We start from the raw sequence: 25,260 nt of genomic DNA on the forward strand, positions 1-25,260 counted from the left end.
AGGCTCTGCGGAAGTCGGCTTCAGCACAGTTCACCTCAAGGCGATTCCACTTTTTTCACGTATCGACCAAGGGTTCTCTCGACCTCATGGCATTACCCCGCCAAATCACGCGATCCTGGCGTGTGGCGCTTTGACATGCGTTTCTTCAATCCCCGCGGCACAGTCGGGATGTCAGGGGGCAACGCGCGCCGAGGTTGCCCCTTACGCGGCCTCGTGCATCAGGATCGCCGCCTCGGATCGCGTCAGGTTGCGGCGCGCGAAGGGGCCGTAGAGATGCGGGTCGGCTTCCAACCCCGGAAGCTGCCCGACCAGCCGCGCACGGTCCGCCCCGGCCAGCGTGGTCAGATCGGCGTTGGCGGGGTGAAAGCTCTCGGTCTCCACCCCGTTGGCGACCAGGATCTCGTGGTTGGGCAGCAGCAGGTGCACATAGCTCACCTCGCGCACCGAATGATCCTCGATCACCGTGGTGCCGTTGACCAGGTCACGGGCGGCAACCAGCACCTCGTCGGTGTTGAACAGGGCATGCGCCGCCCTGCCCCGCACCAGCATCCGGTGTTCGGGCGAGACCAGCAGGGATTGATCCGGGCGCTCGATCCCGAGCGCGCCGGCACACAGGCGCACCGGGCGCAGCTGCGGCATGACCTGAAGCCGCGCGCCGGTGATCCGACGGCGACCGATCCAAAGCACCGGCTGCGCACCGCTGTCGCGGGTCTGCACCAGGTCGCCCTCGCGCAGCGCCTCGACCGGGCGCGATCCCTCGGGCGTTTCCAGGCGGGTTCCGGGGGTGAAACAGATCACGCCGCCACGGGTTTCGTCCACCATGCGTGACGGCTGATCGGACAGGCTGTGGCGCACCACCCAGAGGTCGGTGTGCCGAGGCGGCATCTCGTCGAGGAACATCAACAGCGGCGGGCGCCCCGGCCCGGTCTCGATCACGGTCACGGTATAGCTTCGGGCGCCGTCGGTCGCGACAAAGGACCGCTCCATCAGCGGGTCGTCGACCTCGACTGCCGACAGGTCGGTGGTATTGCGCACCGCCGCGCCCACGAGGCGCCGCACCGTGCGCGCCGCCCGTTTGCGTATCTCGGCTTCTCCGTCCGCCCCGCCCAGCCGCAACAGCCCGTTCGGCCCGTCCACGCGCACGACATCGCCGCGCCAGGACCACGCCGCGCCCACCTCGAGCGCACTTACCGGCGGGTCATCGAGCCCGTCGATCTCTGTTTGCGACCAGGAAATGACGAACGTGCCACGAAAGCCCGTTTCCATCTGCCTGTATGCCTGCCTTGCTATTATTTTTTTCAAACATTAACAAACGAGGCCCGGCAAAGGAAGACCTTTTGATTTCCGTTGGTTAGATTGTATTCTTTATGTACCGCACGCGGGGCGCGGCACCGGTCTTCAGGACGACCGCTTGACGCGGCCCGGTCCACCCGACGGAAATTTCCAATGAAATCAAGGGCTCGGGATTATGCGCGCGGCGCGGCGTCAGGAGGGCAATTTGGCCACGCCCCCATGACGTGATCCAGGAGGATGGTGGGCGGATGGCCCACCTCCCTGCCCGCACCGACCGGCTCAATGGCTCGACTTTCCCCGCCGCTTCACCCCGCCGCGCTGTCCCGGTCGGCCGGCGGTGGAGCGGCCGCGCGATTGCACTGCCGCCTCGCTTGCGGCCTCGACCGCCGATTGTCGCGCCAGCGGGTCGTCGGCGATGGCAAGGTCCACCGCCTCCAGCCGCTTGACCTCGTCGCGCAGGCGCGCGGCCTCTTCGAACTCCAGGTTCTCCGCGGCCTTGCGCATTTCCAGCCGCAGCCCGTCCAGATGCGCCTCGAGGTTGGCACCGTGCAGCGGCTTGTCGACCTTGGCGGTCACCCGGTTCATGTCCACGTCACCCTTGTAAAGACCGGCGAGGATGTCCTCGACGTTCTTCTTCACCGTCGCCGGGGTGATGCCGTGTTCCTCGTTATAGGCGATCTGCTTGGTGCGGCGCCGCTCGGTCTCGGACAGGGCGCGTTCCATGCTGCCGGTGATCCGGTCGGCGTACATGATGACACGCCCCTCGGCGTTGCGCGCCGCCCGCCCGATGGTCTGGATCAGCGAGGTTTCCGAGCGCAGGAACCCCTCCTTGTCGGCATCCAGGATCGCCACCAGCCCGCATTCGGGGATGTCCAGCCCCTCGCGCAAAAGGTTGATGCCGATCAGCACGTCGAAGGCGCCAAGGCGCAGGTCGCGCAGGATCTCGATCCGCTCGATGGTGTCGATATCCGAGTGCATGTAGCGAACCTTGATCCCCTGCTCGTGCATGTACTCGGTCAGGTCCTCGGCCATCCGCTTGGTCAGGGTGGTGACCAGCGTGCGGAAGCCGTCGGCGGTGACGCGGCGCACCTCGTCCAGCAGGTCGTCCACCTGCATCTCCACCGGTCGGATCTCGACCTTGGGGTCCAGAAGGCCGGTGGGGCGGATCACCTGTTCGGTGAACACGCCACCGGTCTGCTCCATCTCCCACTTGGCGGGCGTGGCGCTGACAAAGACCGATTGCGGCCGCATCGCGTCCCATTCCTCGAACTTGAGGGGGCGGTTGTCCATGCAGGAGGGCAGCCGGAACCCGTGTTCGGCCAGCGTGAACTTGCGCCGATAGTCGCCCTTGTACATGCCGCCGATCTGCGGCACCGAGACGTGGGATTCATCGGCAAAGACGATGGCGTTGTCGGGGATGAACTCGAACAGGGTCGGCGGCGGCTCGCCCGGGGCGCGGCCGGTGAGATAGCGCGAGTAATTCTCGATCCCGTTGCAGACGCCGGTCGCCTCGAGCATTTCCAGGTCGAAGTTGGTGCGCTGTTCCAGCCGCTGCGCCTCCAGCAGCTTGCCCTCGCCCACCAACTGGTCAAGCCGCTGGCGCAGCTCTTTCTTGATGCCCTGGATCGCCTGCTGCATGGTCGGTTTCGGCGTGACGTAGTGGCTGTTGGCATAGACGCGGATGCGGTCGAAACTGCCGGTCTTTTCGCCGGTCAGCGGATCGAACTCGGTGATCGCCTCCAGTTCCTCGCCAAAGAACGAAAGTTTCCAGGCGCGGTCCTCAAGGTGGGCCGGAAAGATCTCCAGCACATCGCCGCGCACCCGGAAACTGCCGCGCTGAAAGGCGTGATCGTTGCGCCGGTACTGCTGGGTCACCAGGTCGGCGATCACCGCGCGCTGGTCGTATTCCTTGCCCACCTCCAGGTCCTGCGTCATCGCGCCGTAGGTCTCGACGCTACCGATGCCATAGATGCAGGAAACCGAGGCGACGATGATCACGTCGTCGCGCTCCAGCAGGGCCCGCGTGGCCGAGTGGCGCATGCGGTCGATCTGCTCGTTGATCTGCGATTCCTTCTCGATATAGGTGTCCGAGCGCGCCACATAGGCCTCGGGCTGGTAGTAGTCATAGTAGGAGACAAAGTACTCCACCGCGTTATCGGGGAAAAATCCCTTGAATTCCCCGTAAAGCTGCGCCGCCAGCGTCTTGTTGGGGGCCAGGATGATCGCAGGGCGTTGTGTTTCCTCGATGATCTTGGCCATGGTAAAGGTCTTGCCGGTGCCCGTCGCCCCCAGGAGTACCTGGTCGCGGTCGCCGTCCCGCACCCCCTGGCTGAGTTCGGCAATGGCCGTGGGCTGGTCCCCCGCCGGTTCAAACTCGGTCTCCAGGACAAATCGCTTACCGCCCTCCAGCTTGGGCCGGTCTTTCACGTCCGGGGCCGGCGCGTGCAGGAGGGGGGCGGATTTGTCGGAATGGGCATAGGGCATGGGCGGGAATCCTCTTCGATCCGGATTTTGGTCACATTTTGTTCCAGCGCAAGGGGCCGCGCGGAAAACCCGCACCCGCTTGCGGGACAAAACGCGCCTTGCCGCGCCCGGCGCACTGTCGCATATAGGGGCAACCGACCGGAAAAGAGAGGCTGCAATGCGCGCGCGGATTTACCGACCTGCCAGAAACGCCATGACCTCGGGCATGGCCAAGACCCGCAACTGGGTGCTGGAATATGCCCCGGCCTCGGCCCGTGATGTGGACCCCCTGATGGGGTGGACCTCCTCCTCCGACACCCAGGCTCAGGTGCACCTGCGGTTCGAGAGCAAGCAGGCCGCGCTGGATTACGCCGAGGCGCATGGCATCGACGCCCAGGTGGTCGAGCCGCACCAGCGCAAGTCCAACGTCCGCCCGCGCGGCTATGGCGAGAATTTCGCCACCGACCGCCGCGGCCCCTGGACCCACTGAGCCTTTTGTAAATCGCGGTAAGGTTCCCGCGAAGACGGTTTGGAAGCAACATACGGGGCGCCCGCCGGGCGCCTTTTCCATATGTTGATTTCGTTGCTTTGGCCAAGTGAGATGCCCACAACCACCGCGGCAAAGGCCCCCCGGACAGGGCCGAGACGGCTTGGAAAGCGGGCAGCTTGATAGGCCTCCTGCCAAGGCCCTGGCCGAAATGCGTTCCAAAGCGGCGATGTTGCACAAACTCGGGCTTCCGCGTGAGTCGTCCCTTTCGCTTGGACTCGGGCAGCGACTTCGATGAGGGGCAAGTGGCAGCGGGGATGGTCCTGACGTCGGACCTTCTTCGTCAGTTGTTTAGACATCAGAAAAAATTCAATCCCTGATTGTTTAGCCGAATTGAAGCTCGCGCTGTTTCTGATGATGTCCGCCATCAACAAACCCGCCGCGCACGCATATTTCGATCACGCTGCAAGACGGGGGTTTGCATCTGGCGTGGCCATCCTGTCCAATGCCGCAAGCCATGACTGCATTTCTCGCCCGACTTTCCTTTTCCCTCGTCACACTTGCACTGGCGGTCCCGACGGCACGAGCCGAGGAGCCGCTTCGGATCGGTGTTCTCGACTACCTGTCGACGGAGCATGCGCTCGATCATTGGCACGCGACCGAGGATGCCCTGAACCGGGCCTTGCCCGAGCATGACTTCCGCGTCGTTCCTTTGGACCTTTATGGCCTCGACGCTGCGCTGGCGGATCATGCGCTGGATTTCGTCATTACGAACCCGGGAAATTACGCCGCGCTTGAATACAGCCACCATATCAGCCGGATCGCCACCGCCGAGGGCGATTGGCCGGTGGCCTCGACCCTTGTGACGAACGGGGATCTTGAAACACTGGGCGATCTGGCCGGGCGGCGGCTTGCGATCGTCGCGCCCGAAGCCTTTGGCGGGTTTCAGATCGTCTGGTCGGACATGGCGGACACCGACAGCGCCCTTCCGCGACAGGTCGAACTGGTGATCACCGGCTATCCGATGCAATCCGCGGCAGAGGCGGTGCTTGACGGTCGGGCGGATGCGGCGGTGCTCAGGACCTGCATGCTTGAGGAGCTGCAGGGGAAATCCCCCCGTTTCGACACGCTGCATGCCTTTGCGGTGCAGGGGGATGTCTCTGCCGCCGTTGGATGTGCAAGTTCCAGCGCGGTCTATCCCGGTTGGCCCTTTGCCAAGGCGCCGCAGACCTCGGCCGCGCTTGCCAAGCAGGTCGCGGTCGCGCTGATGCAAATGGAGGGGGCGACCGGCTGGACCGTGCCACTTGATTATCAGCCGGTGCACGATCTGATGCGCAAGCTTCAGATCGGCCCCTATGTGCGTGTCGGTCCGGTGTCGCTGCGCGAGTTCGTTCAGGATTATCGGGATTGGCTGATCGTATTTGTCGTCGCGCTGATGTTCTGGGCGCTTTATTCCGTGCGGATCGAGACATTGGTGCGCCGTCGCACCGCGGCGTTGAAGGATGCCAATGCCGCGCTCAAGACCGAGATGGTGGAACGCAAACACGCCGAAGAGGCCGACCGCCAGCACCGGCGTGAACTTGAGCATGTCGCGCGCCTGTCCATTCTGGGGGAAATGGCCACCTCGATCGCGCATGAGCTGAACCAGCCCTTGAGTGCGATTTCCAGCTATGCGCAGGGCTGCCTGTTACGGCTCAAGGCCGGCAATTTCTCGGAAAGGGACATGACGCTTGCCTCGCAGGAAGTGGCAAATCAGGCGGAGCGCGCCAGCACCATGATCAAGCGCATCCGCGCCTTCGTCGGGAAACGCGAACGGCAGCTGGCCCCGGTTGCCGCTGACGCCCTGATCAGGGATTGCGCCTCGATCTATTCCGCCTCGGCCCACCGGGCGGGGGTGCATGTTCAAACGCAGATCGCGGAGGATTTGCCGAACCTGATGGCGGATGCGGTGCAGCTTCAGCAGGTGATCCTGAATCTTGTTCAGAACGGGATCGACGCCATGGAGCAGACCCCGCAAAACCAGCGCACCTTGACGATCCGCGCAGAGGCCCGCGACGACGGCCCCCGCGGACCGGGCGTCGCGATTTCGGTGCGCGACAACGGCCAGGGCATGACCCCAGAGGCGATGGACCATTTCGCCGAGGCTTTCTATACGACCAAAACCGAAGGCGTCGGTCTCGGCCTTGCACTCAGCCGGTCGATCATCGACGCCCATGACGGCTGGATGCGCGCAAGGCAGCCCGAAGACGGGATCGGGCTGCGCGTTGAGATCTGGCTCCCGGCAGGAGATCGCAGGTGAGTGAAGAAGGCAGCATTCATATCGTGGACGACGACCGCGCGGCACGCGAAGGACTTGGGTTTCTTCTGTCGTCCCTGGGGCTCGAGATCCGGCAACATGGCTCTGCCCTCGATCTGCTCGGCACGCTGGGCGATCAGGCCGAGGGCTGCATTCTGGCGGATGTACGGATGCCCGGCATGACCGGTCTGGAGTTGTTGGACGAGTTGAAAGCCCGCAATTGCCCGCTGCCGGTGATCATGATCACCGGCCATGGCGATGTGCCCATGGCCGTGCGTGCGATGCGCTCGGGCGCCATCGACTTTTTCGAGAAACCTGTCGATGGCATGGCCTTGGTCGACCGTATCAAGGAGGCCCTGAGCAAAAGCCGCCAACAGGCGGATGCTGCACGCACGGCGGCGGCCCTGCGCGAAAGAACGCAAAGCCTGACCGCGCGCGAGACGGAAATCGCCCGCGCGGTTCTGGCAGGCCGCCAGAACAAGCAGATCGCCGACGCTCTGGGCATCAGCCTGAAAACCGTGGAAATCCATCGTCATAACGTGATGGACAAGATGGGGGCCAGCTCGGCGGCGGATCTTGTGCGACTGCTTGTCGCGGCGGGTTGGGCCGACTCTTAGGGGTTAACCCCTAGGCGCTTCGGGTTTCCGCCGATACCGCCGCCCCCCGGGACACGACTATCCTCTGGTTGACCTTGAACAGAAAGGATCAGCCAAATGGACACGACACGCCGTGGCTTTCTTGGGACCGTCGGAAAGGTGACCATCGGGGCCGCCGCCTCGGTCGCGGGGGCCAGCCGGTCCGCAACGGCCGCCCCACAATCCAGCACGGCGGACGGCACTGCCGCCCATTGGGGGATGGTCGTCGATCTGCGCAAATGCATCGGGTGTCAGGCCTGCACCGTCGCCTGCATCATGGAAAACGATGTGCCCGAGGACGCCTTTCGCACCCATGTTTCCGTCTATGAACTGGTGAAGGACGGCCAGGACCCGGCAATGGTGATGTTGCCCCGTCTGTGCAATCATTGCGACGATCCGCCCTGCCTACCGGTCTGTCCGGTCGAAGCGACATTCAAGGCCGAGAATGGCGAGGTGCTGGTCGATGCCTCCAAGTGCGTCGGCTGCGCCTATTGCGTGCAGGCCTGCCCCTATGACGCGCGGTTCATCAATCACGAAACCCAGGTCGCGGACAAATGCACCTTTTGCTTCCACCGCACGCAGGCGGGGCTTTTGCCGGCCTGTGTCGAGACCTGCGTCGGTGGCGCGCGCAATTTCGGCGATCTGAACGATCCCGAAAGCGAAGTCTCGAGAATGCTGCGCGAGAACGAGGTCTCGGTGTTGCGGCCCGAAATGCACACCAATCCCAATGTCTACTACATCGGCCTTGATGACGTGCTCGACGGGCGGGTCGCAGGTGAAGCCGCGTATAAACCGCCGCTGGAAACCGCACATGGGGCCACTCATGAGGAGGGCGCGTGATGGGCTATCAGGTTCATGAACTTGTCGGCGCAGTGCACGAGGCGGCATGGCTGCCCTGGGCTGTGCAATATTTCTTTCTGATTGCCGTCTCTTCCACGGCGCTGCTGATTGCCTTGCCGGGGTTCGCCCTTGGTCGGGAGGGCGCGCTGCCCGCCTCGCGCCTGGCGTTGATGGTCGCGGTCACGACCGGGATCACGGCCCCCATCGCCCTGCTGGCGGATTTGCACCAGCCGTTCCGCTTTTGGGAATTCTTCGTCTATACGCACCGCACGTCCTGGATGGCCTGGGGCGCATGGGTGGTGCCCAGTTACGTGGCCTTGACGCTGGGTTTTGCATGGGCCGTGCATCGCCCCGCCTTTTTCCAGATGGGGCAAGACACCTGGCGTTTTGCATGGCTGTTTCGCCTTTTGAGCCTTGGGGGTTCGGGCAATGCCTTTGCCCCGCTGATCGGGATCGGCGCCGGCATCGCGGCCCTGGGCATTCTGACCTATACCGGGATGGAGGTCATGATCGTGCGGGCGCGTCCGCTTTGGAACACGCCCTTCCTGCCGTTGCAATTCGCTGCAACCGGGGCCGTGGGGGCGCTGGGCGTCATGCTCGTTCTGGAACGCAGCCTGAGCCGTGACGGGGATCTCGAGGCCGCGTTGAACCGCCGTCTGGCTATCGCACTGGGCCTCGTCTCCGTGCTTGGTGGGCTTTGGTTCGCCTTGGCGATTTCGGGCCTTTCGCCCCGCCATAGCGAGGCTTTGGCTTCGGTGGCCGGGTTTCCGACATGGCAGAAGATCGCCGCTTGGGGGGCCCTGTCCATTGTCGTGCCCTTCGTGATCGCGCTTGTCCTCCCGCGCCGGTCCGGCTGGGTCACGGGCCTGATCGCCATCCATGCCGCGTGGATGTTCCGCTGGACCGTGTTCATGGGCGGGCAAGCCGTGCCCAAGGTCGGATCCGGCCTTTACGACGCGCTGATGCCGTCCGGGCTGTCGGGGTTGATGGGGGTGATCGGCACCTTCGGGCTCTGGCTGTTCCTGCTCATCGCCTACACCACCTTCGTGCCATGGACCCTGGCCGGTCGACCCGACAACGCTCGGACCGCCGCCGACCCAGCCCGTTCCATCTGAGGAGAACAAGAAAATGACCAACCGTCGCAACATCCTCAAAGGGGTCGCCGCCGCAGGGGCCCTGGGCACATTCGGTGCGGGATACGCCGATACCGTGAAAAAGCTCGCCAAGGGCAAATGGTCCGGCGAGACCCCGCGCAACCAGCATCTGACCGGCAATTCGGTCCCCCCCGAGTTCGCCATCGACCCCGTGACCGGCGATGTCACGCCGAACCCCGATCAGGCGATGAGCTATACGATGTGCATCGGCTGCACGACCATGTGCGGGGTGCGTGTGCGCGTCGACAAGACGGCCAACAAGGTGCTGCGCGTTGCCGGCAATCCCTATTCCCCGATGAGCACGGACCCCTTCATCCCCTATGAGTCCTCGGTGGCCGAGAGTTTCGCCGCGATGGCCCAGGCGGGCAAGGGACAGGGGCTGACCAGCCGCTCCACCGCTTGCGGGCGCGGCAACGCCGTTCTCGAACAGGTGGACAATCCGCGCCGCGTGCTGCAACCGCTCAAGCGCGTCGGTCCGCGCGGGTCGGGCAAGTGGCAAACCATCAGTTTCGATCAGCTGCTCGAAGAAGTGGTCGAAGGTGGCGACCTGTTCGGCGAAGGCCCGGTTGCCGGTCTGCGCGAGATCCGCGATCTCGAGACACCCGCGCTTGAAGGCGCGCCGGAATTCGGCCCGCGCGCCAATCATCTGGTCTGGATGAACTGTGTCGATGACGGGCGGGACAGTTTCGTGTTGCGCTGGCTCAAGCAGAGCTTTGGCTCCAACAACTTCACCCGCCACGGCAGCTATTGTGGCGGGGCCTATCGCTCTGGCTCGGGGGCGATGTTCGGCAACTTCAAATCCATGCCGCACGCCAAGCCCGACTTTTCCAATGCCGAGTTTATCATTTTCGCCGGCACCGCCCCGGGCAACGCGGGCAACCCGTTCAAACGGATCGGCACCCTTGTCGCCAAGGCGCGCTCGGACGGTGATCTGAGCTATGTGGTGGTCGACCCTGTGCTCAACCATGCGCAGAACGGCCCTTCGGGCGAGCGGTCGCGCTGGCTGCCGATCAGGCCGGGCACGGATGGTGCGATGGCCATGGCGATGATGCGCTGGATATTCGAGAACGACCGCTATGATGCGGGCTATCTGGCGAACCCTTCGAAAGCGGCGGCAGATGCGGCGGGCGAGGCCAGTTGGTCGAACGCCACCCATCTTGTGATCACCGACCCCGACCACCCGCGCCACGGCCATTGCCTGCGCGGCTCCGACCTCGGGCTGCCGATCGAAGGCGAGGCCTATTCCGGTGCCGATCCCTTCATGGTGGCCTCGCCTGCCGGGGCCGTGCCAGCGGGCGCTGCGGCCGCGCCCTTGTTCCATGAGGGGATGGTCGAGACGGAGACCGGGCCGGTGGCGGTCAAGACCGCGCTCACCCTGCTGCGCGAAGAGGCCCTGTCGCGCGACATCGCGGATTATGCCACGGATTGCGGCATCCCCGAGGACAAGCTTATCGAACTGGCGCGGGAATTCACCAGCCACGGGCGCAAGGCCGCCGTCAGCAGCCATGGCGGCATGATGTCCGGCACCGGGTTCTATAATGCCTATGCGCTGATGATGCTGAACACGTTGATCGGCAATCTGAACTGGAAGGGCGGCACGATGATCGCCGGCGGCGGCTTCCCCGAGACCAAGGGGCCGGCCTATGACCTGAAGTCCTTCCCCGGCGCGGTGAAAGCCAAGGGGCTGCCATTCGGGCGCAACGTCCCCTACGAGAAAACCTCCGAATACAAGGCAAAGAAAGCCACGGGCGCTGCTTATCCGGCGGATGGGCCGTGGTATCCCAACGCGCCGGGTCTTGCGACGGAATGGATGTCGTCTCTGGTCAATGGCTATCCCTACAAGGCCGAGGCACTGATCTTCCGCAATACCAACCCGGTCTACGGCGTTCCGGGCGTGGCGCACCTGGTGGACAAGCTGAAAGACCCCGCCGTGGTCCCGCTGATCATCTCGATTGATCCGTTCATCAACGAAAGCTCGGCGATCTCGGATTACATCGTGCCGGACTCGGTGATGTACGAGACATGGGGCTTTACCAAGCCTTGGGGCGGGGTGGCGACGAAGGCCACCTGTGCCCGCTGGCCGGTGATCGAGCCGAAGATGGCGCAAAACGCCGAAGGCCAACGCATCGGCCTAGAGACATTCCTGATCGGTGTGGCCAAGCGCATGGGCTTGCCGGGCTTTGGCGACGAGGCCATTCCGGATGCGCAGGGCAAGATGCATCCGCTCAACCGCGCCGAGGACTGGTATCTGCGCGGGGCGGTGAATGTGGCCATGACCGGCGAACCCGTGTCTGATGCCACGGACGAGGATATCGAGTTGTCCAATGTCGCGCGTATTCTGGATGATCTGAAAGCCACGCTGAAACCTTCGGAATGGCGCAAGGCTGCGACGATCTATGCCAAGGGCGGGCGCTACGAGAACATCGAACACAGCTATCAGGGCGACCGGGCCAGCCATGCCTTTGACGCGCCGATGCTGGTCTGGAACGAGCAATTGGGATCGTTCCGCCGCGCCACCACCGGCACCGGGCTTCCGGGCACGCCGGCATGGCGCGCGCCGGAATTCGCCGATGGCACGAAAGTGAGCGACCACTACCCCCGCGAAGACTGGCCGATCCAGATCGTCAGTTTCAAATCCCCGTTGCAGAACTCCTACTCGGTCGGGGCGAAATCGCTGCTGCGGATCGTCGCCTCGAACCCGGTGAACGTGGGGCGGGCGCTGGCCGAGGCCCATGGCATCAAAACCGGCGACATGGTGCGGTTGACGACGCCCGGCGGCAGGCTTGAAAGCGTGGCCGTGGTGCGGGACGGCATCGCCGCAGACACGGTTGCCATCGAACACGGCTTTGGCCACCGGGGCTTTGGCGCGCAGGACATTACCATCGACGGCGCGACACTGGCGGCCGATCCGCGACTCGCGGCAGGCGTTTTGCTCAACGATATCGGGATGTTGGACCCGACACGGGAGAAGGCCGGCGTCTGGGTGGACCCGGTGTCAGGCACCGCCGTTCGGCAAGGGCTCCCGGCCCGGATCGAGCGTATCTGAAGGCGCGGAAATTCGATCTGCGCGTGCGGCCGGTCCGTTTATTTCCCTGGCGCCGGCCGCATTCTCAGAGCGGTTCCGGCTGAATCGTCCCGGTTTTCCGGATACCTGTTGCTTCTCGTCACGCGATCATATCGAGCGCGTGGCGCCGCGCGCAGAAGGTCTCTTCAGCCTCGGTCGGCGGGATGTTTCCAATCGGCCCGAGCGGGCGGCGGGTGTTGACCCAATCGACCCAGCCGAGGGTTCTTCCCCTGTTTCCGGCCGAGACCGGAGGGCGCGCCACCGAGATGGCTCTGGCAAGACGCCCCGCCCGAAACGGTGGGGCGTTTTGGGTAGTGGGGACTCAGAATGGGCCCCGCCTTACGCCCGGCCATGGCACAGCCGGTGCATTCAGCAGTTGGAAATCCTTCATAGTATGACGTTTCCTCCGCAATCCCGTGTATGAAGGCCCCGTGCACAGAAATGGATATTATCAAACCTTTCCGTGGCTTGGTGGCGGGGAGACAGGGATTCGAACCCTGGGAACGCTCTCACGCTCAACGGTTTTCAAGACCGCCGCATTCGACCACTCTGCCACCTCCCCGGCATCGCGGGGTGTAAGACGCGCGGCGCGGTCAGGCAAGGCCCCGCAGGGGAATTCTTGCCGAGTGCGCCGCGCCGTGCTTTTCATACCGCCGTGGCCGCGTTATGATCTGGCCAACGGTCGCTTCCCGCCGGCGGGTGGGGGTGGCTGCACGACCGGGACAACCGGCGCGGGGCGCACGCACGCTTGGGGGCGTCGGTCCGCCGACAGGCAAGGAACATGAAGATGGATCGAGTATTTCGTGCGATCGGGCGCCCGTTTTGTACAGGTGGCCGTCGCGTGCGTTTCGCGCTGTTTCTGGGCGTCGCCGGGGCACTGGCCGGCTGCGAGGAGGGCGCGCAGATGCCGGCCTTCCTGCAATCCAAGGACGCCGCCGAGGAAAGCGCGCCGGCCCAGAACACCCGCACCAAGCTGATCGAGCGCGACGTCGAGGCGCCCGAGGTGTTCCAGGTGACCGAAGCCGGTCTCTGGGACGGGCGGCCGTCGCTGGGCGGGGTCTGGGTCGCGCACCCGGACGTCAAGGACCCCGAGCGGGTGATCATCCGCAATTCCGCGAACGGCAAGTTCGTGATCGGCGCCCTGTTCCGGCGCGAGCGCGCGATTCCCGGCCCGCGCATCCAGGCCTCCTCAGATGCCGCCGCAGCGCTGGGGATGCTGGCCGGTGCGCCGGTCGAGTTGAACGTGACCGCGCTGCGCCGGGAAACCGTCGAGCCCGAACCCGCCCCCGAGGCGACCGAGCCGGACGCCCCAGAGGCCGCCGCAAAGGTCGAACAGACCACGCTTGACCCGGTCGCCGGAGCGGCGGCGGCAATCGAGGCCGCCGCGCCGACGAAGAAAACATCGAAGAAAACGGCGAAAAAGCCGGCGGCCAAAGCGAAAACACCTCCCGCGAAACCGGCCGCAGCCCAACCGGCCAAGCCGAAAGCCTCGAAGCTGAGCAAGCCCTTTATCCAGATCGGCATCTTCAGCGTGAAGGCCAATGCGGAACGGACCGCCAACCAGATGCGCGGGGCCGGCATGGTGCCCACCGTGCGCGAACAGGAATCGAACGGAAAACGCTTCTGGCGGGTTGTCGTCGGCCCCGCGCGGAACACCTCGGAACGCGCCACCCTCTTGAAGAAAGTGAAGGAAACCGGATTCTCGGATGCCTATGCTGTCACCAACTAACCCCCGCCTGACCCGGATCGCCGGGGCGCTGCGCCTGACCTCGGTCGCGTTCGCCGCCGCGCTTTTCGCCCTGCCCGCCTTGGCCTTCGAGACGCGCGGCAGCGCGGCCTATGTGCTCGACGTCGGCACCGGCACGGTACTGTTGTCGAAGGACGCGGACCAGCCGCGCCCGCCGGCCTCGATGTCCAAGCTGATGACGCTCTACGTCGCCTTCGAGGCGCTGCGGGACGGGCGGCTGACGCTGGACGAACGGCTGCCGGTCAGCGAACACGCGATGAGCTACAAGGGCTCGACCATGTTCCTCGACACCACCGACCGGGTCCGGGTCGAGGACCTGCTGCGCGGTATCATCGTGTTGTCGGGCAATGACGCCTGCGTGGTACTCGCCGAGGCGCTGAGCCCCGATGGCACCGAGGCCGGCTTTGCCCGCTACATGACCGAACGGGCACGGCAGATGGGCATGATGCACTCGACCTTTTCCAATGCCAACGGCTGGCCGGCGGCAGGGCACCTGATGTCCGTGCACGATCTGGCGATCCTGGCCACTCACATCATCACCGATTTCCCCGAGTATTACCCGCTATTCTCGGAAACCGAGTTCGCCTTTGACGGCCGCGCGCCCTCGAACACGCGCAACCGCAACCCGCTGCTGGGGCTGGGGATCGGCGCCGACGGGCTCAAGACCGGCCATACCGAGGAGGCCGGCTACGGCCTTGTCGGGTCAGCCAGCCAGGGCGGCCGCCGGGTGGTCTTCGTGGTCTCGGGTCTGAGCAGCAAGGAGGCGCGCGCCGACGAGGCCGAGGCCGTGGTTAACTGGTCGTTTCGCCAATTTGCCGAAAAGACTGTCCTCAACGCCGAAACGCCGATCGCCCAGGCCGAGGTCTTCATGGGACGCGACGCGACGGTAGGGCTGGTGGCGCCGGAGGACGTGAAAACCCTGCTGCCCGCCATCTCCGGGTCCGAAGTGCCGGCAGAGGTTGTCTATTCGGCCCCGATCAAGGCGCCGGTCACCCGGGGTCAGCAACTGGCCGAACTGGTGTTCGCCCCCGGCGACCTGGCCGAGGTGCGCTTTCCACTGGTGGCCGAACGTGACGTGCCGGTGGGCGGTTTCCTGGTGCGGGTGCAGACCGCGGCCAGCGCGCTCATCACGCGGTTCATCAACGGCCCCAAGGAGGTGATGTGACCGCGTCCGGCTGTTTCGTCACCTTCGAGGGGATAGACGGCTCCGGCAAATCCACCCAGGCCCGCCGCCTGGCCGAGGCGCTGCGCGCCGAGGGGCATGAGGTCGTGTTGACGCGTGAGCCCGGCGGTTCGCCCGGGGCCGAGGAGATCCGCCGCCTGGTGCTCGAGGGCGACCCGGACCGCTGGTCGGCGGAAACCGAGATCCTGCTGTTCACCGCCGCCCGCCGCGACCACCTGGAACGCACCATCACCCCGGCGCTGGCGGCGGGAAAGATCGTGATCTGCGACCGTTTCGCCGACAGTACCCGGATGTACCAGGGGCTGTCGCGTGGCGATCTGCGCGCGCAGGTGGACCAGTTGCATACCCTGATGATCGGGCGCGAACCGGACCTGACCCTGCTGATCGACATGGATCCCGAGACCGGGCTGGCCCGCGCCAGGGGCCGCCAGGGCCACGAAGAACGGTTCGAGGATTTCGGCCCCGAGTTGCAACGGCGGATGCGCGCCGGTTTCCTGGCCCTGGCCAAGGAATTCGCCGACCGTTTCCGCGTGATCGACGGCGCCCGCCCGGAGGCAGAGGTCGCCGCCGACGTGCTGGCCCGCGTGCGCGAGGCACTGGCATGAGCGACACGCCCCCGCCCCCCGACCAGATCGACGGCGCGCCACACCCCCGCGAGACCGTGCGGCTGTTCGGGCAGGACGCTGCCGAGGCCGCCTTCCTGTCGGCCTTCAATGCCGGGCGACTGCATCACGGCTGGCTGCTGACCGGCCCGCGCGGGGTCGGCAAGGCGACGCTGGCCTGGCGCATCGCGCGGTTCCTGCTGGCCACCCCCGAGGCCGAGGAGGACGGGCTGTTCGGCGCCCCGCCCCCGCCCGAGACGCTGGACGTGGACCCCGAACACCCGGTTGCGCACCGGCTGCTGGCGGGCTCTGATCCCGGGCTGGCCAGCATCACCCGCAGCGTCAACGAGAAGACCGGGCGGATGCGCGATGAGATCGTGGTCGAGGATATCCGCGCGCTGAACCGGTTTTTCGGGCTGTCGGCAGCGGATGGCGGGCGCCGCGTGGTGATCGTGGATTGCGCCGACGAGATGAACGTCAGCGCGGCCAACGCCCTGTTGAAGATGCTGGAAGAGCCGCCCGAGCGCACCACGCTCCTGCTGATCTCGCATCGGCCCTCGGGGCTGTTGCCGACGATCCGCTCACGCTGCCGGACGCTGCGCCTGTCGCCGCTGACGCCCGAGGACATGCGCGCGGCGCTGGAACAGGCCGGGGCCGAACCGCCGGAACATGCCGAGCACCTCGCGGCGCTGGCCGCCGGCTCGGTCGGTGCGGCACTGCGGATGACCGCCCTGAATGGCCTGGGGATCTATGCCGAGCTGATGGCGGTGCTGAACAGCCTGCCCCGCCTTGACCGGCCGCGCGCGCTGGCGCTGGCCGAGGCCGCCGCCCAGCGCGGCGCGGCGGACCGGTTCGAGTTGCTGCTCGACCTGATCGACACCGCGCTGGTGCGACTGGCCCGCACCGGCGCCACCGGCCAGCCCCCTGTGCCGGAGGCGGCCAGCGGCGAGGGCCAGATCCTCGCGCGCCTGTCGCCGGATGCCTATCGCGCGCGCGCCTGGGCCGATGCGGCGGCCGAGATCACCGCCCGCAGCCGCCACGGACGGGCGGTCAACCTTGACCCTGCCGCCCTTGTCCTAGATACGGTTTTCAAGATGCAGCACACCGCCGCAGGCTGAATCCGGCCACGGCAGGACGCGGCGCGCAGGAACCGAGCAGAAGCCGATGACCGAGACCACACAGACCCAGCCGCAGATCACCGACAGCCATTGCCACCTGGACTTTCCCGATTTCGAGGGACAGGTCGACGCGGTGATCGCGCGCGCCGCCAATGCCGGGGTCACCCGGATGGTGACGATTTGCACCAAGCTGCGCAACGAACCCGCCGTGCGCGCCATCGCCGAGGCCCATGCGCCCATCTTCTACGCCGCCGGCACCCACCCGATGAGCGTGGCGGAAGAGCCGATGGCCACGGTCGAGGAACTGGTCTCGTTGGCCCAACACCCGAAGTTCGTCGGCATCGGCGAGACCGGGCTTGATTATCACTACTCCGCCGAAAGCGCCTCGGTGCAGCAGGACAGCCTGCGCCTCCATATCGAGGCCTGCCGCCAGACCGGGCTGCCGCTGATCATCCATGCCCGCGCCGCCGATGACGATATGGCCCGCATCCTGACCGAGGAATACAGGAACGGCGCCTATTCCTGCGTGCTGCACTGTTTCTCCTCCGGCCCGGAGCTGGCGAAAACAGCTTTGGAGCTGGGCTTTTACCTGTCGATGTCGGGCATCGCCGCCTTCCCCAAGTCGAAGGAGCTGCGCGAGATCTTTGCCGCCGCCCCGATCGACCGCATCCTGGTCGAGACCGACTCTCCCTATCTCGCCCCGCCGCCGCATCGCGGCAAGCGCAACGAGCCGGCATTTTCCGCCCTGACCGCCCGCGTCGGCGCCGAGGTCTTCGGGCTGGACTATGCCGATTTCGCGGCCCGGACCCAGAGCAACTTCGACCGGCTGTTCACCAAAGTCGCCGCCTACGGGGCGACAGCATGACGGAGGGGTTGCGCTTTACCATCCTCGGCTGCGGCTCTTCCGGCGGGGTGCCGCGGCTGGGCGGGCACTGGGGCGATTGCGATCCCGGCAACCCGCGCAACCGCCGCCGCCGCTGTTCCATGCTGGTCGAGAGGGACGGACCCGAAGGCACCACCAGCGTGCTGATCGACACCAGCCCCGACATGCGCGACCAACTGCTCGATACCAATACCGGGCGGCTTGACGGGGTGGTCTATACCCATTCGCACGCCGACCATGTCCACGGCATCGACGACCTGCGGATGATCGTGTTCAACATGCGCGCGCGGGTGCCGGTCTGGGCCGATGGCGATACCCAGAACGCCCTGCTGGGCCGCTTCGGCTATGCCTTCGTCCAGCCCGAGGGCTCGCCCTATCCGCCGATCCTCGACCTGCGCACCATCAAGGGGGCGTTCGAGATCGACGGCCCCGGCGGTGCGATCCCGATCCTTCCGTTCCGGGTCGGCCACGGCTCGATCGACGCGCTGGGGTTCCGCATCGGCGGGCTGGCCTATCTGCCCGACGTGGCCGAGATCTATGACGACGCCTGGGCGGCGCTGCAGGGGCTCGATGTCTGGGTGCTCGACACCCTGCGCCGCGCGCCGCACCCGACCCATTCGCATTTCGCGCAATCGCTGGACTGGATCGCCCGCGCCGCCCCGAAACAGGCGGTTCTGACCAACATGCACATCGACATGGATTACGACACGGTCGAGGCCGAGACACCGGACCATATCACCCCGGCCTATGACGGCATGGTGATCCACCTGCCCGCCCCGAAACCGTGACCTTGACCGTGGTTTCGCCCCAGCTCCGCCCGCAGGCCCGTACCCGATGCTCCAGACCCTGATCGACGTCATCCTGCCGGTCTTCCTGGTGATCGGCGCCGGCTATGCCGCCACCCGGGCGGGATACCTGGCCAGCGACCATATCGACGGGCTGATGCGCTTTGCCCAAAGCTTCGCGGTGCCCTGCCTGCTGTTCGCGGCGATCTCGCATATCGACCTGAAGGCCGGGTTCAACCCGCGCCTGCTGGTCAGCTTCTACACCGGGGCGCTCACCTGTTTCGGGCTGGGCGTGCTGGGCGCGCGGGTGTTCTTCAAACGGGACTGGGAGGATTGCATCGCCATCGGCTTTGCCTGCCTGTTCTCCAACTCGGTGCTGATGGGCCTGCCGATCACCGAGCGCGCCTACGGGCCCGACAACCTTGTCGGCAACTATGCCATCATCGCCTTTCACTCGCCGTTCTGCTATGGCGTCGGCATCACCACGATGGAGATCGTGCGCAATCGCGGCAACGGCGGCCCCCGCATGGTCCGCGCGGTGCTGACCGCGATGTTCCGCAACGTGCTGATCCTCGCGATCCTGCTGGGGTTCATCGTGAACCTTTCCGGCATCCGCCTGCCCGGCGCCGTCGATGACGCGCTGGCGCTGATCATCCGCGCAGCACTTCCCACCGCGCTCTTCGCGCTGGGCGGCGTGCTGGTGCAGTACCGCCCCGAGGGCGATCTGCGCGCCATCCTCATGGTCTGCGCGCTGGGGCTGCTGGTGCACCCGGCGATCACCTGGACCCTGGGCCGCAGCCTGTCGGTGCCGCCGGACCTGTTCCGCTCGGGCGTGCTGACCTCGGCAATGGCGCCGGGGGTCAATGCCTATATCTTTGCCAATATCTATGGCCGGGCCAAGCGCGTCGCCGCCTCCTCGGTGCTGATCGCCACCGGTGCCTCGCTGTTTACCGTCTGGCTCTGGCTCTACGTGCTGGGATAGCCGCGCCCGGCGTGATCCCAGACAAGGGTCAGCCGACGATCCCGTAGCCTCCGTCGATCAAGTGAACACCGCCGGTCACGTTGGCGGCCTCGCGGCTGGCCAGAAAGACGGCATAGGCCCCGACATCCTCGATGCTGCTCAGGTGATGGGTGGGCGCGCGTTCGGCGGCGGCGTCCAGCAGCGCGTCGAACTCGGCCAGCCCCGAGGCCGCGCGGGTCTTCAGCGGTCCCGGCGACAGCGCATGGACCGAGATGCGCTTTGGCCCCAGCTCGGCGGCGGCATACCGCACCGAGGCCTCCAGCGCCGCCTTGACCGGCCCCATCAGGTTGTAATGCTCGACCACCCGCGTGGCGCCCTGGAACGAGACCGTCATGCAGGTGCCGCCGATCTCCATCAGCGGTTCGGCGCGGCGGATCATCCGCAGGAAGGAATGCACCGAAACGTCCATCGCCAGCCCGAAGCCCTTGGCCGAACTGTCGATCACCCGCCCGTGCAGGTCGTCGCGCGGCGCAAAGGCGATGGAATGCAACAGCGTGTCCAGCCGCCCCCAGCGCTTGGTGATCGCCTCGAACACCGCCGCCTCCTGCGCCGGGTCCTGCACGTCGAGCGGCAGGATCAGCTCGGCGCCCAGCTCCTCGGCCAGCGGCCGCACGTAAGGTTCTGCCTTGTCGTTGAGATAAGTGATGGCCAGATCGGCCCCGGCTTCGCGCAGCGCCCGCGCACAGCCATAGGCGATCGAATGGTCGTTGGCGATGCCGACCACCAGCGCTTTCTGACCTTGAAGGGAAAACATCGGCCCACTCCTGTGCTGTGTTTCGCTGCACTGCAGCACGACCATGTAACGCCGGACCGCCCCGCGTGCCAAGCCATCCGGGGCCGGGGCGGGCTGCGGCAAGCTGCCTCGCCCGTCTGTCGCTTGACTTGCCCCCGCCTGCCTGCCAAATGAGCGGTACACCATAACCCGCAACCGGGCGTTCCGTGGGCGCCAAACTGACGAGGAGTGCCAGACATGGCCCAAATCTCACTCACCTTTCCCGATGGCAATTCACGCAAGGTCGACGCCGGCATCACGCCCGCGCAGGTCGCTGCCGACATATCGACCTCGCTGGCCAAGAAGGCGATCAGCGCCACGGTGAACGGCCGGCACTGGGATCTGCAATGGCCCATCGAGGCCGACGCCGAGATCGCCATCCACACCATGAAGGACGAGCCGCAGGCGCTGGAACTGATCCGCCACGACCTCGCCCACATCATGGCCCGCGCCGTGCAGGAGATCTGGCCCGGCACCAAGGTCACCATCGGCCCAGTGATCGACAATGGCTGGTACTATGATTTCGACCGCGACGAGCCGTTCACGCCCGAGGATCTCGGCGTGATCGAGAAGAAGATGAAAGAGATCATCAACCGCCGCGATCCGGTCACCACCGAGATCTGGGAGCGCGCGCGCGCGATCGAGTATTACAAGGCCAACAACGAGCCCTACAAGGTCGAGCTGGTCGAGGCGATCCCCGGCGACGAGCCGCTGCGCATGTACTGGCACGGCCATTGGCAGGATCTCTGCCGGGGTCCGCACCTGCAGCACACCGGCCAGGTTCCCGGCGATGCCTTCAAGCTGATGAGCATCGCCGGTGCCTACTGGCGCGGCGATTCCAACCGCGAGATGCTGCAACGGATCTATGGCGTGGCCTTCCAGAACAAGGAAAAGCTGAAAGCCTACCTGCACATGCTGGAAGAGGCCGCCAAGCGCGACCACCGCAAGCTGGGCAAGGAAATGGACCTGTTCCACATGCAGGAAGAGGCCCCGGGCCAGGTGTTCTGGCATCCCAACGGCTGGACCGTCTACACCACGCTTCAGGATTACATGCGTCGCCAGCAGAAGCGCGACGGCTATGTCGAGGTGAACACGCCGCAGGTGGTCGACCGCAAGCTGTGGGAAGCTTCGGGCCACTGGGAGAAATACCAGGAGCACATGTTCATCGTCGAGGTCGACGAGGAGCACGCGCGGGAGAAATCGGTCAACGCGCTGAAACCGATGAACTGCCCCTGCCACGTGGAAATCTTCAAGCAGGGGCTGAAATCCTATCGCGACCTGCCCCTGCGCATGGCCGAGTTCGGATCCTGCAACCGCTATGAACCCTCGGGCGCGCTGCACGGGATCATGCGCGTGCGCGGCTTTACCCAGGACGATGCGCATATCTTCTGCGAAGAGGACCAGATCGCCGCGGAAACCGAGAAGTTCATCAACTTCCTCAGCGGCATCTACCGCGATCTCGGCTTTCCCAGCTACAAGATCAAGTTCTCGGACCGCCCCGACATGCGGGCCGGCTCGGACGAGGTCTGGGACCGTGCCGAAGAGGCGCTGCTCGCGGCCACGCGCAAGGTCACCAATGACATCGAACTGAACCCGGGCGAAGGCGCCTTTTACGGGCCCAAGCTGGAGTTCGTCCTGACCGACGCCATCGGGCGCGACTGGCAATGTGGCACGCTGCAGGTGGATTTCGTCCTGCCCGAGCGGCTGGACGCCACCTATATCGGCCAGGACGGGGCCAAGCATCGCCCGGTCATGCTGCACCGCGCCACGCTGGGCAGTTTCGAACGCTTCATCGGCATCCTGATCGAGGAACACGCCGGCAAGCTGCCGTTCTGGCTGGCCCCGCGTCAGGTCGTGGTCGCATCGATCACCTCGGAGGCCGACGATTACGTCGCCGAGGTGGTGACACAACTGCAGGCCGCCGGTGTCCGCGCCGAGGCCGATATCCGTAACGAGAAGATCAACTACAAGGTCCGCGAACACTCCGTCGGCAAGGTGCCGGTGATCCTTGCCGTCGGCCATCGCGAGGTCGAGGAGCGCACCGTCTCGGTCCGCCGCCTCGGCGAGAAGCAGACCAGCGTTCAATCGCTTGAGGATGTTACAGCCGCGCTCGGACGCGAGGCAACGCCGCCCGACCTTCTGTAACATTTGCCGGTCACAGCCTGTCATTCGGCCCGCTTCGGCGGGCCGAATTGTAACGTTCGGCCGCTTTTTGCCGAAAATCGCCCCCGATTCCCCCCGAAACCATCACATGCCCTGACGCCAACGTGACGCACGCCGTCGTGAGTTCACTGGGGCCGGGTCCCCGCGCTACAGTCTCCCTGCGACATCGAAAGCCACTTGCGTGAAACAGAGGAGACTCGCAATGAACACCACCATCAAGACTCTCGCCGTTGCCGGCGCCGTCGCCGCAGCCATGACCGCGGCCACCAGCCACGGTGCCTCGGCGCAGGCCAAGGAAAAGTGCTATGGCGTGTCGATGGCCGGTCAGAACGACTGTGCCGCCGGCCCCGGCACCACCTGCGCCGGCACCTCCAAGGTCGACTACCAGGGCAATGCCTGGAAACTGGTCGACGAGGGCACCTGCGCCTCGATGGAACTTCCGGCGATGGCTGACGGTTCCGCGCGCATGGGCTCGCTGGAGCCGCTCGAGCGCGACATGCCGGCCTCCTGAGCCGTTTCCCGGGTGGCGCGCCGTGATGCGCCGCCCGGTTTCCCTTTCCGCAGGAGATCCGCCATGCTGGACCAGACCGCCCGGCCCTCGCGCCTGCCCCATGCCGCCGGCGTCGGCTACAAGCCACAGCATTTCGCCGCCCTCACCGCCGATCCCGGCGCCGTGGGCTGGCTGGAGATCCACGCCGAGAACTACATGGGCGACGGTGGCCGCCCGCTGGCGCAACTGCGCCACCTGGCCGAAGACTTCCCGATTTCGGTGCATGGTGTCGGCCTGTCCATCGGCGGCGAGGATGCCCTCGACCCCGCTCACCTGGCGCGACTGAAGCACCTGTGTAACTGGCTGAAGCCGGCCAGCTTTTCCGAGCACCTGGCCTGGTCCACCCATGACAGCGCCTTTCTGAACGACCTGCTGCCCCTGCCCTATACCGACGCCACGCTGACGCGCGTTGCCGATCACATCGACCAGGTCCAACAGGTTCTGGGCCGTCCCATGCTGCTGGAAAATCCCTCCAGCTACCTCGCCTTTGCCGAGAGCACCTGGTCCGAACCCGATTTCCTGGCCGAGATCGCCCGCCGCACCGGCTGCGGGCTGCTGCTGGACGTCAACAACGTCTTTGTCTCGGCCACCAACCTCGGGTTCTCGCCACAGGGGTATATCGACGCCTTTCCGCTCGACCCGGTGGGCGAGATCCACCTGGGCGGCCACGACGAACAGACCGACGACCACGGCGCGCCGCTGTTGATCGACAGCCACGGGCGCGAGATCGCCGATCCGGTCTGGGCGCTGCTCGACCATACCCTAACCCGCTCCGGCCCACGCCCGGTGCTGATCGAATGGGACACCGACGTGCCCGACTGGTCGGTGCTCGAGGGTGAGGCCGCCCGAGCCCATGTCGCGCTGCACCGGGTGCCGGCATGACTGTCACCCAATCCGAGTTTCGCGCCGCCCTGACCGACGCGCAGCTGTCCGTCCCCGAGGGGCTGCGCGATGGTGCGGCCCGTCCCGCCGGGCGCCGCTTCGACGTCTATCGCAACAATGTCGCCGTCTCGCTGACCGAGGCGCTGCACGAGGGGTTCCCGGTGATCGCCAGGCTTCTGGGCAAGACCAACATGGACGGGCTTGCCGGGCTGTTCCTGCGCGCGCACCCGCCGCAATCGCCGCTGATGATGCACTATGGCGACGCCTTTCCCGGTTTCCTCGCGGACCTCGAGCAACTGTCGCATCTCGGCTACCTGCCGGACGTGGCGCGGCTGGAGCTGGCCCTGCGGCGCGCCTATCACGCCGCCGACGCCGCGCCGATCGACCCCGCCCGCCTTGCGCAGATCGCCCCCGAGGACCTTCTGAGCGCGCGGCTGGGGTTTGCCCCGGCGGTTACCCTGCTGCGCTCGCCCTGGCCGATTTTCGACATCTGGCGCTTCAACACCCAACCCGATGCGCCGCAACCGCGCGCGGTGGCGCAAGACGTTCTGATCACCCGCCCCGACTTCGATCCCGCGCCGCACCTGCTGCCGCCCGGCGCGGCGGCCTGGATCGCGGCGCTGATCGCCGGCGAGACATGGTCGGCCGCCGATGACGCCGCCCGCGCCGAGGTGCCCGATTTCGATCCCGCCGCCCCGCTGACCCTGCTGGTTCAGGGCGGCGCGATCACCCATCTGACCCTGAAAGGATAACCCGATGCAGGCGCTGCTCCGGCTTCACGACATGGCTTTCGACATCATCGACCGGGCCGCCGGCACATGGCTGATGCCGTTGCTGGCGCGCTTTACCTTCGCCGCGACGCTGCTGGTCTACTTCTGGTCCTCGGCGATGACCAAGCTGGGCGATGGGCCGCTGGGCCTGGTTCGCCCCTCGGTCGGCGCCTATGCGCAGATCTTTCCACGGCAGTTGGAGGCGGCAGGCTATGACGCCGGTCAGCTTTCCATACTGCACTGGCTGGTCGTCATGGCCGGCACCTGGGCCGAGTTCCTGTTGCCGACGCTGGTGGTGCTGGGGCTGGCGACGCGGCTGGCCGCGCTCGGCATGATCGGATTCATCACGATGCAATCGCTGACCGACATCTACGGGCACGGGGCCGATGCCGCCACCATCGGAGCATGGTTCGACCGGCTGCCCGACGGGGTGATCCTCGACCAGCGGCTGTTCTGGGGCTTCACCCTGGTCTACCTGGTGGTCCGGGGCGCCGGGGCGCTCTCGCTCGACGCGCTGCTGCGGTGGCGCACGGTCCCCGTGCCGGCCTGATC

21 protein-coding genes and 1 tRNA gene are annotated in these 25,260 nt (G+C 65.9%); 18 read left to right on the forward strand and 4 right to left on the reverse strand.

The features are described from left to right. Positions 1-201: 201 nt before the first annotated feature. Entirely contained in the window at positions 202-1,266 is a 1,065-nt protein-coding gene (locus ABWV23_RS08605) for a Hint domain-containing protein (protein WP_353346992.1), read from the reverse strand. 306 nt (positions 1,267-1,572) lie between these two features. Continuing rightward, entirely contained in the window at positions 1,573-3,777 is a 2,205-nt protein-coding gene (gene uvrB / locus ABWV23_RS08610; RefSeq protein WP_353346994.1) for an excinuclease ABC subunit UvrB, read from the reverse strand. Between the two features lie 157 nt (positions 3,778-3,934). On the opposite strand from uvrB, the gene ABWV23_RS08615 reads away from it, so the two are divergent. From ABWV23_RS08615 to ABWV23_RS08640, 6 genes are all read left to right on the forward strand, one after another. After that, on the forward strand, positions 3,935-4,246 hold the full coding sequence (locus tag ABWV23_RS08615) for an ETC complex I subunit (RefSeq protein WP_353346996.1): 312 nt from the start codon (positions 3,935-3,937) through the stop codon (positions 4,244-4,246). A 514-nt stretch (positions 4,247-4,760) separates the two neighbouring features. Next, a complete protein-coding gene (locus ABWV23_RS08620; protein ID WP_353346998.1) occupies positions 4,761-6,542 on the forward strand; it encodes a sensor histidine kinase in 1,782 nt (593 codons plus the stop codon). Continuing rightward, entirely contained in the window at positions 6,539-7,156 is a 618-nt protein-coding gene (locus tag ABWV23_RS08625; RefSeq protein WP_353347000.1) for a response regulator transcription factor, read from the forward strand. The genes ABWV23_RS08620 and ABWV23_RS08625 overlap by 4 nt, the downstream gene beginning before the upstream one ends. 96 nt (positions 7,157-7,252) lie before the next feature. Further along, entirely contained in the window at positions 7,253-8,014 is a 762-nt protein-coding gene (dsrO, locus tag ABWV23_RS08630; RefSeq protein WP_353347002.1) for a sulfate reduction electron transfer complex DsrMKJOP subunit DsrO, read from the forward strand. Further along, complete coding sequence (nrfD, locus tag ABWV23_RS08635) at positions 8,014-9,129, forward strand: NrfD/PsrC family molybdoenzyme membrane anchor subunit (protein ID WP_353347004.1); 1,116 nt, start codon at positions 8,014-8,016, stop codon at positions 9,127-9,129. Before dsrO ends, nrfD begins: the two co-directional genes overlap by 1 nt. A gap of 13 nt (positions 9,130-9,142) precedes the next feature. Beyond that, complete coding sequence (locus tag ABWV23_RS08640; RefSeq protein WP_353347006.1) at positions 9,143-12,214, forward strand: molybdopterin dinucleotide binding domain-containing protein; 3,072 nt, start codon at positions 9,143-9,145, stop codon at positions 12,212-12,214. A gap of 490 nt (positions 12,215-12,704) precedes the next feature. On the opposite strand, the gene ABWV23_RS08645 is transcribed toward ABWV23_RS08640, so the two are convergent. Beyond that, positions 12,705-12,794: transfer RNA gene (locus ABWV23_RS08645), tRNA-Ser, on the reverse strand. 225 nt (positions 12,795-13,019) lie between these two features. Here ABWV23_RS08645 and ABWV23_RS08650 point away from each other — a divergent pair. Genes ABWV23_RS08650 through ABWV23_RS08680 form a run of 7 tightly spaced genes read left to right on the forward strand, consistent with a single transcriptional unit; the run spans position 13,020 to position 19,532 of the window. Next, positions 13,020-13,961: an SPOR domain-containing protein gene (locus ABWV23_RS08650; protein ID WP_353347008.1), complete on the forward strand. Its 942-nt coding sequence runs from the start codon at positions 13,020-13,022 to the stop codon at positions 13,959-13,961. After that, a complete protein-coding gene (locus ABWV23_RS08655; RefSeq protein WP_353347010.1) occupies positions 13,945-15,144 on the forward strand; it encodes a D-alanyl-D-alanine carboxypeptidase family protein in 1,200 nt (399 codons plus the stop codon). The genes ABWV23_RS08650 and ABWV23_RS08655 overlap by 17 nt, the downstream gene beginning before the upstream one ends. Further along, positions 15,141-15,767 carry a dTMP kinase gene (gene tmk, locus ABWV23_RS08660; protein WP_353347012.1) on the forward strand — a complete coding sequence of 209 codons (627 nt, stop codon included), beginning with the start codon at positions 15,141-15,143 and terminating at the stop codon, positions 15,765-15,767. The genes ABWV23_RS08655 and tmk overlap by 4 nt, the downstream gene beginning before the upstream one ends. After that, positions 15,764-16,882: a DNA polymerase III subunit delta' gene (locus ABWV23_RS08665; protein WP_353347014.1), complete on the forward strand. Its 1,119-nt coding sequence runs from the start codon at positions 15,764-15,766 to the stop codon at positions 16,880-16,882. The genes tmk and ABWV23_RS08665 overlap by 4 nt, the downstream gene beginning before the upstream one ends. A gap of 46 nt (positions 16,883-16,928) precedes the next feature. Then, positions 16,929-17,747, forward strand: a complete 819-nt coding sequence (locus ABWV23_RS08670) for a TatD family hydrolase (protein WP_353347016.1) — start codon at positions 16,929-16,931, stop codon at positions 17,745-17,747. Then, positions 17,744-18,553, forward strand: coding sequence for an MBL fold metallo-hydrolase (locus tag ABWV23_RS08675; RefSeq protein ID WP_353347018.1), 810 nt, complete (start codon positions 17,744-17,746; stop codon positions 18,551-18,553). The genes ABWV23_RS08670 and ABWV23_RS08675 overlap by 4 nt, the downstream gene beginning before the upstream one ends. Before the next feature lie 46 nt (positions 18,554-18,599). Beyond that, the gene (locus ABWV23_RS08680) at positions 18,600-19,532 is read left to right on the forward strand and encodes an AEC family transporter (protein ID WP_353347020.1); all 933 of its coding nucleotides are present in this window, start codon (positions 18,600-18,602) and stop codon (positions 19,530-19,532) included. 28 nt (positions 19,533-19,560) lie between these two features. On the opposite strand, the gene fabI is transcribed toward ABWV23_RS08680, so the two are convergent. Continuing rightward, positions 19,561-20,325, reverse strand: a complete 765-nt coding sequence (fabI, locus tag ABWV23_RS08685; RefSeq protein ID WP_353347022.1) for an enoyl-ACP reductase FabI — start codon at positions 20,323-20,325, stop codon at positions 19,561-19,563. Between the two features lie 216 nt (positions 20,326-20,541). On the opposite strand from fabI, the gene thrS reads away from it, so the two are divergent. The 5 genes from thrS to ABWV23_RS08710 all read left to right on the forward strand — a co-directional run bounded on the left by thrS (position 20,542) and on the right by ABWV23_RS08710 (position 25,258). After that, positions 20,542-22,488 (forward strand): threonine--tRNA ligase, encoded by a 1,947-nt coding sequence (gene thrS / locus ABWV23_RS08690; protein WP_353347024.1) that lies wholly within the window; start codon positions 20,542-20,544, stop codon positions 22,486-22,488. Between the two features lie 220 nt (positions 22,489-22,708). Further along, on the forward strand, positions 22,709-23,017 hold the full coding sequence (locus ABWV23_RS08695) for a BufA1 family periplasmic bufferin-type metallophore (protein WP_353347026.1): 309 nt from the start codon (positions 22,709-22,711) through the stop codon (positions 23,015-23,017). Between the two features lie 63 nt (positions 23,018-23,080). After that, entirely contained in the window at positions 23,081-23,938 is an 858-nt protein-coding gene (gene bufB / locus ABWV23_RS08700) for an MNIO family bufferin maturase (RefSeq protein ID WP_353347028.1), read from the forward strand. Next, complete coding sequence (locus ABWV23_RS08705) at positions 23,935-24,690, forward strand: HvfC/BufC family peptide modification chaperone (protein WP_353347030.1); 756 nt, start codon at positions 23,935-23,937, stop codon at positions 24,688-24,690. The genes bufB and ABWV23_RS08705 overlap by 4 nt, the downstream gene beginning before the upstream one ends. Before the next feature lie 4 nt (positions 24,691-24,694). Beyond that, positions 24,695-25,258, forward strand: coding sequence for a DoxX family protein (locus ABWV23_RS08710; protein ID WP_353347032.1), 564 nt, complete (start codon positions 24,695-24,697; stop codon positions 25,256-25,258). The last annotated feature ends 2 nt before the right edge of the window (positions 25,259-25,260 follow it).

Source organism: Aquicoccus sp. SU-CL01552, assembly GCF_040365005.1.
Lineage (GTDB): Bacteria > Pseudomonadota > Alphaproteobacteria > Rhodobacterales > Rhodobacteraceae > Antarcticimicrobium.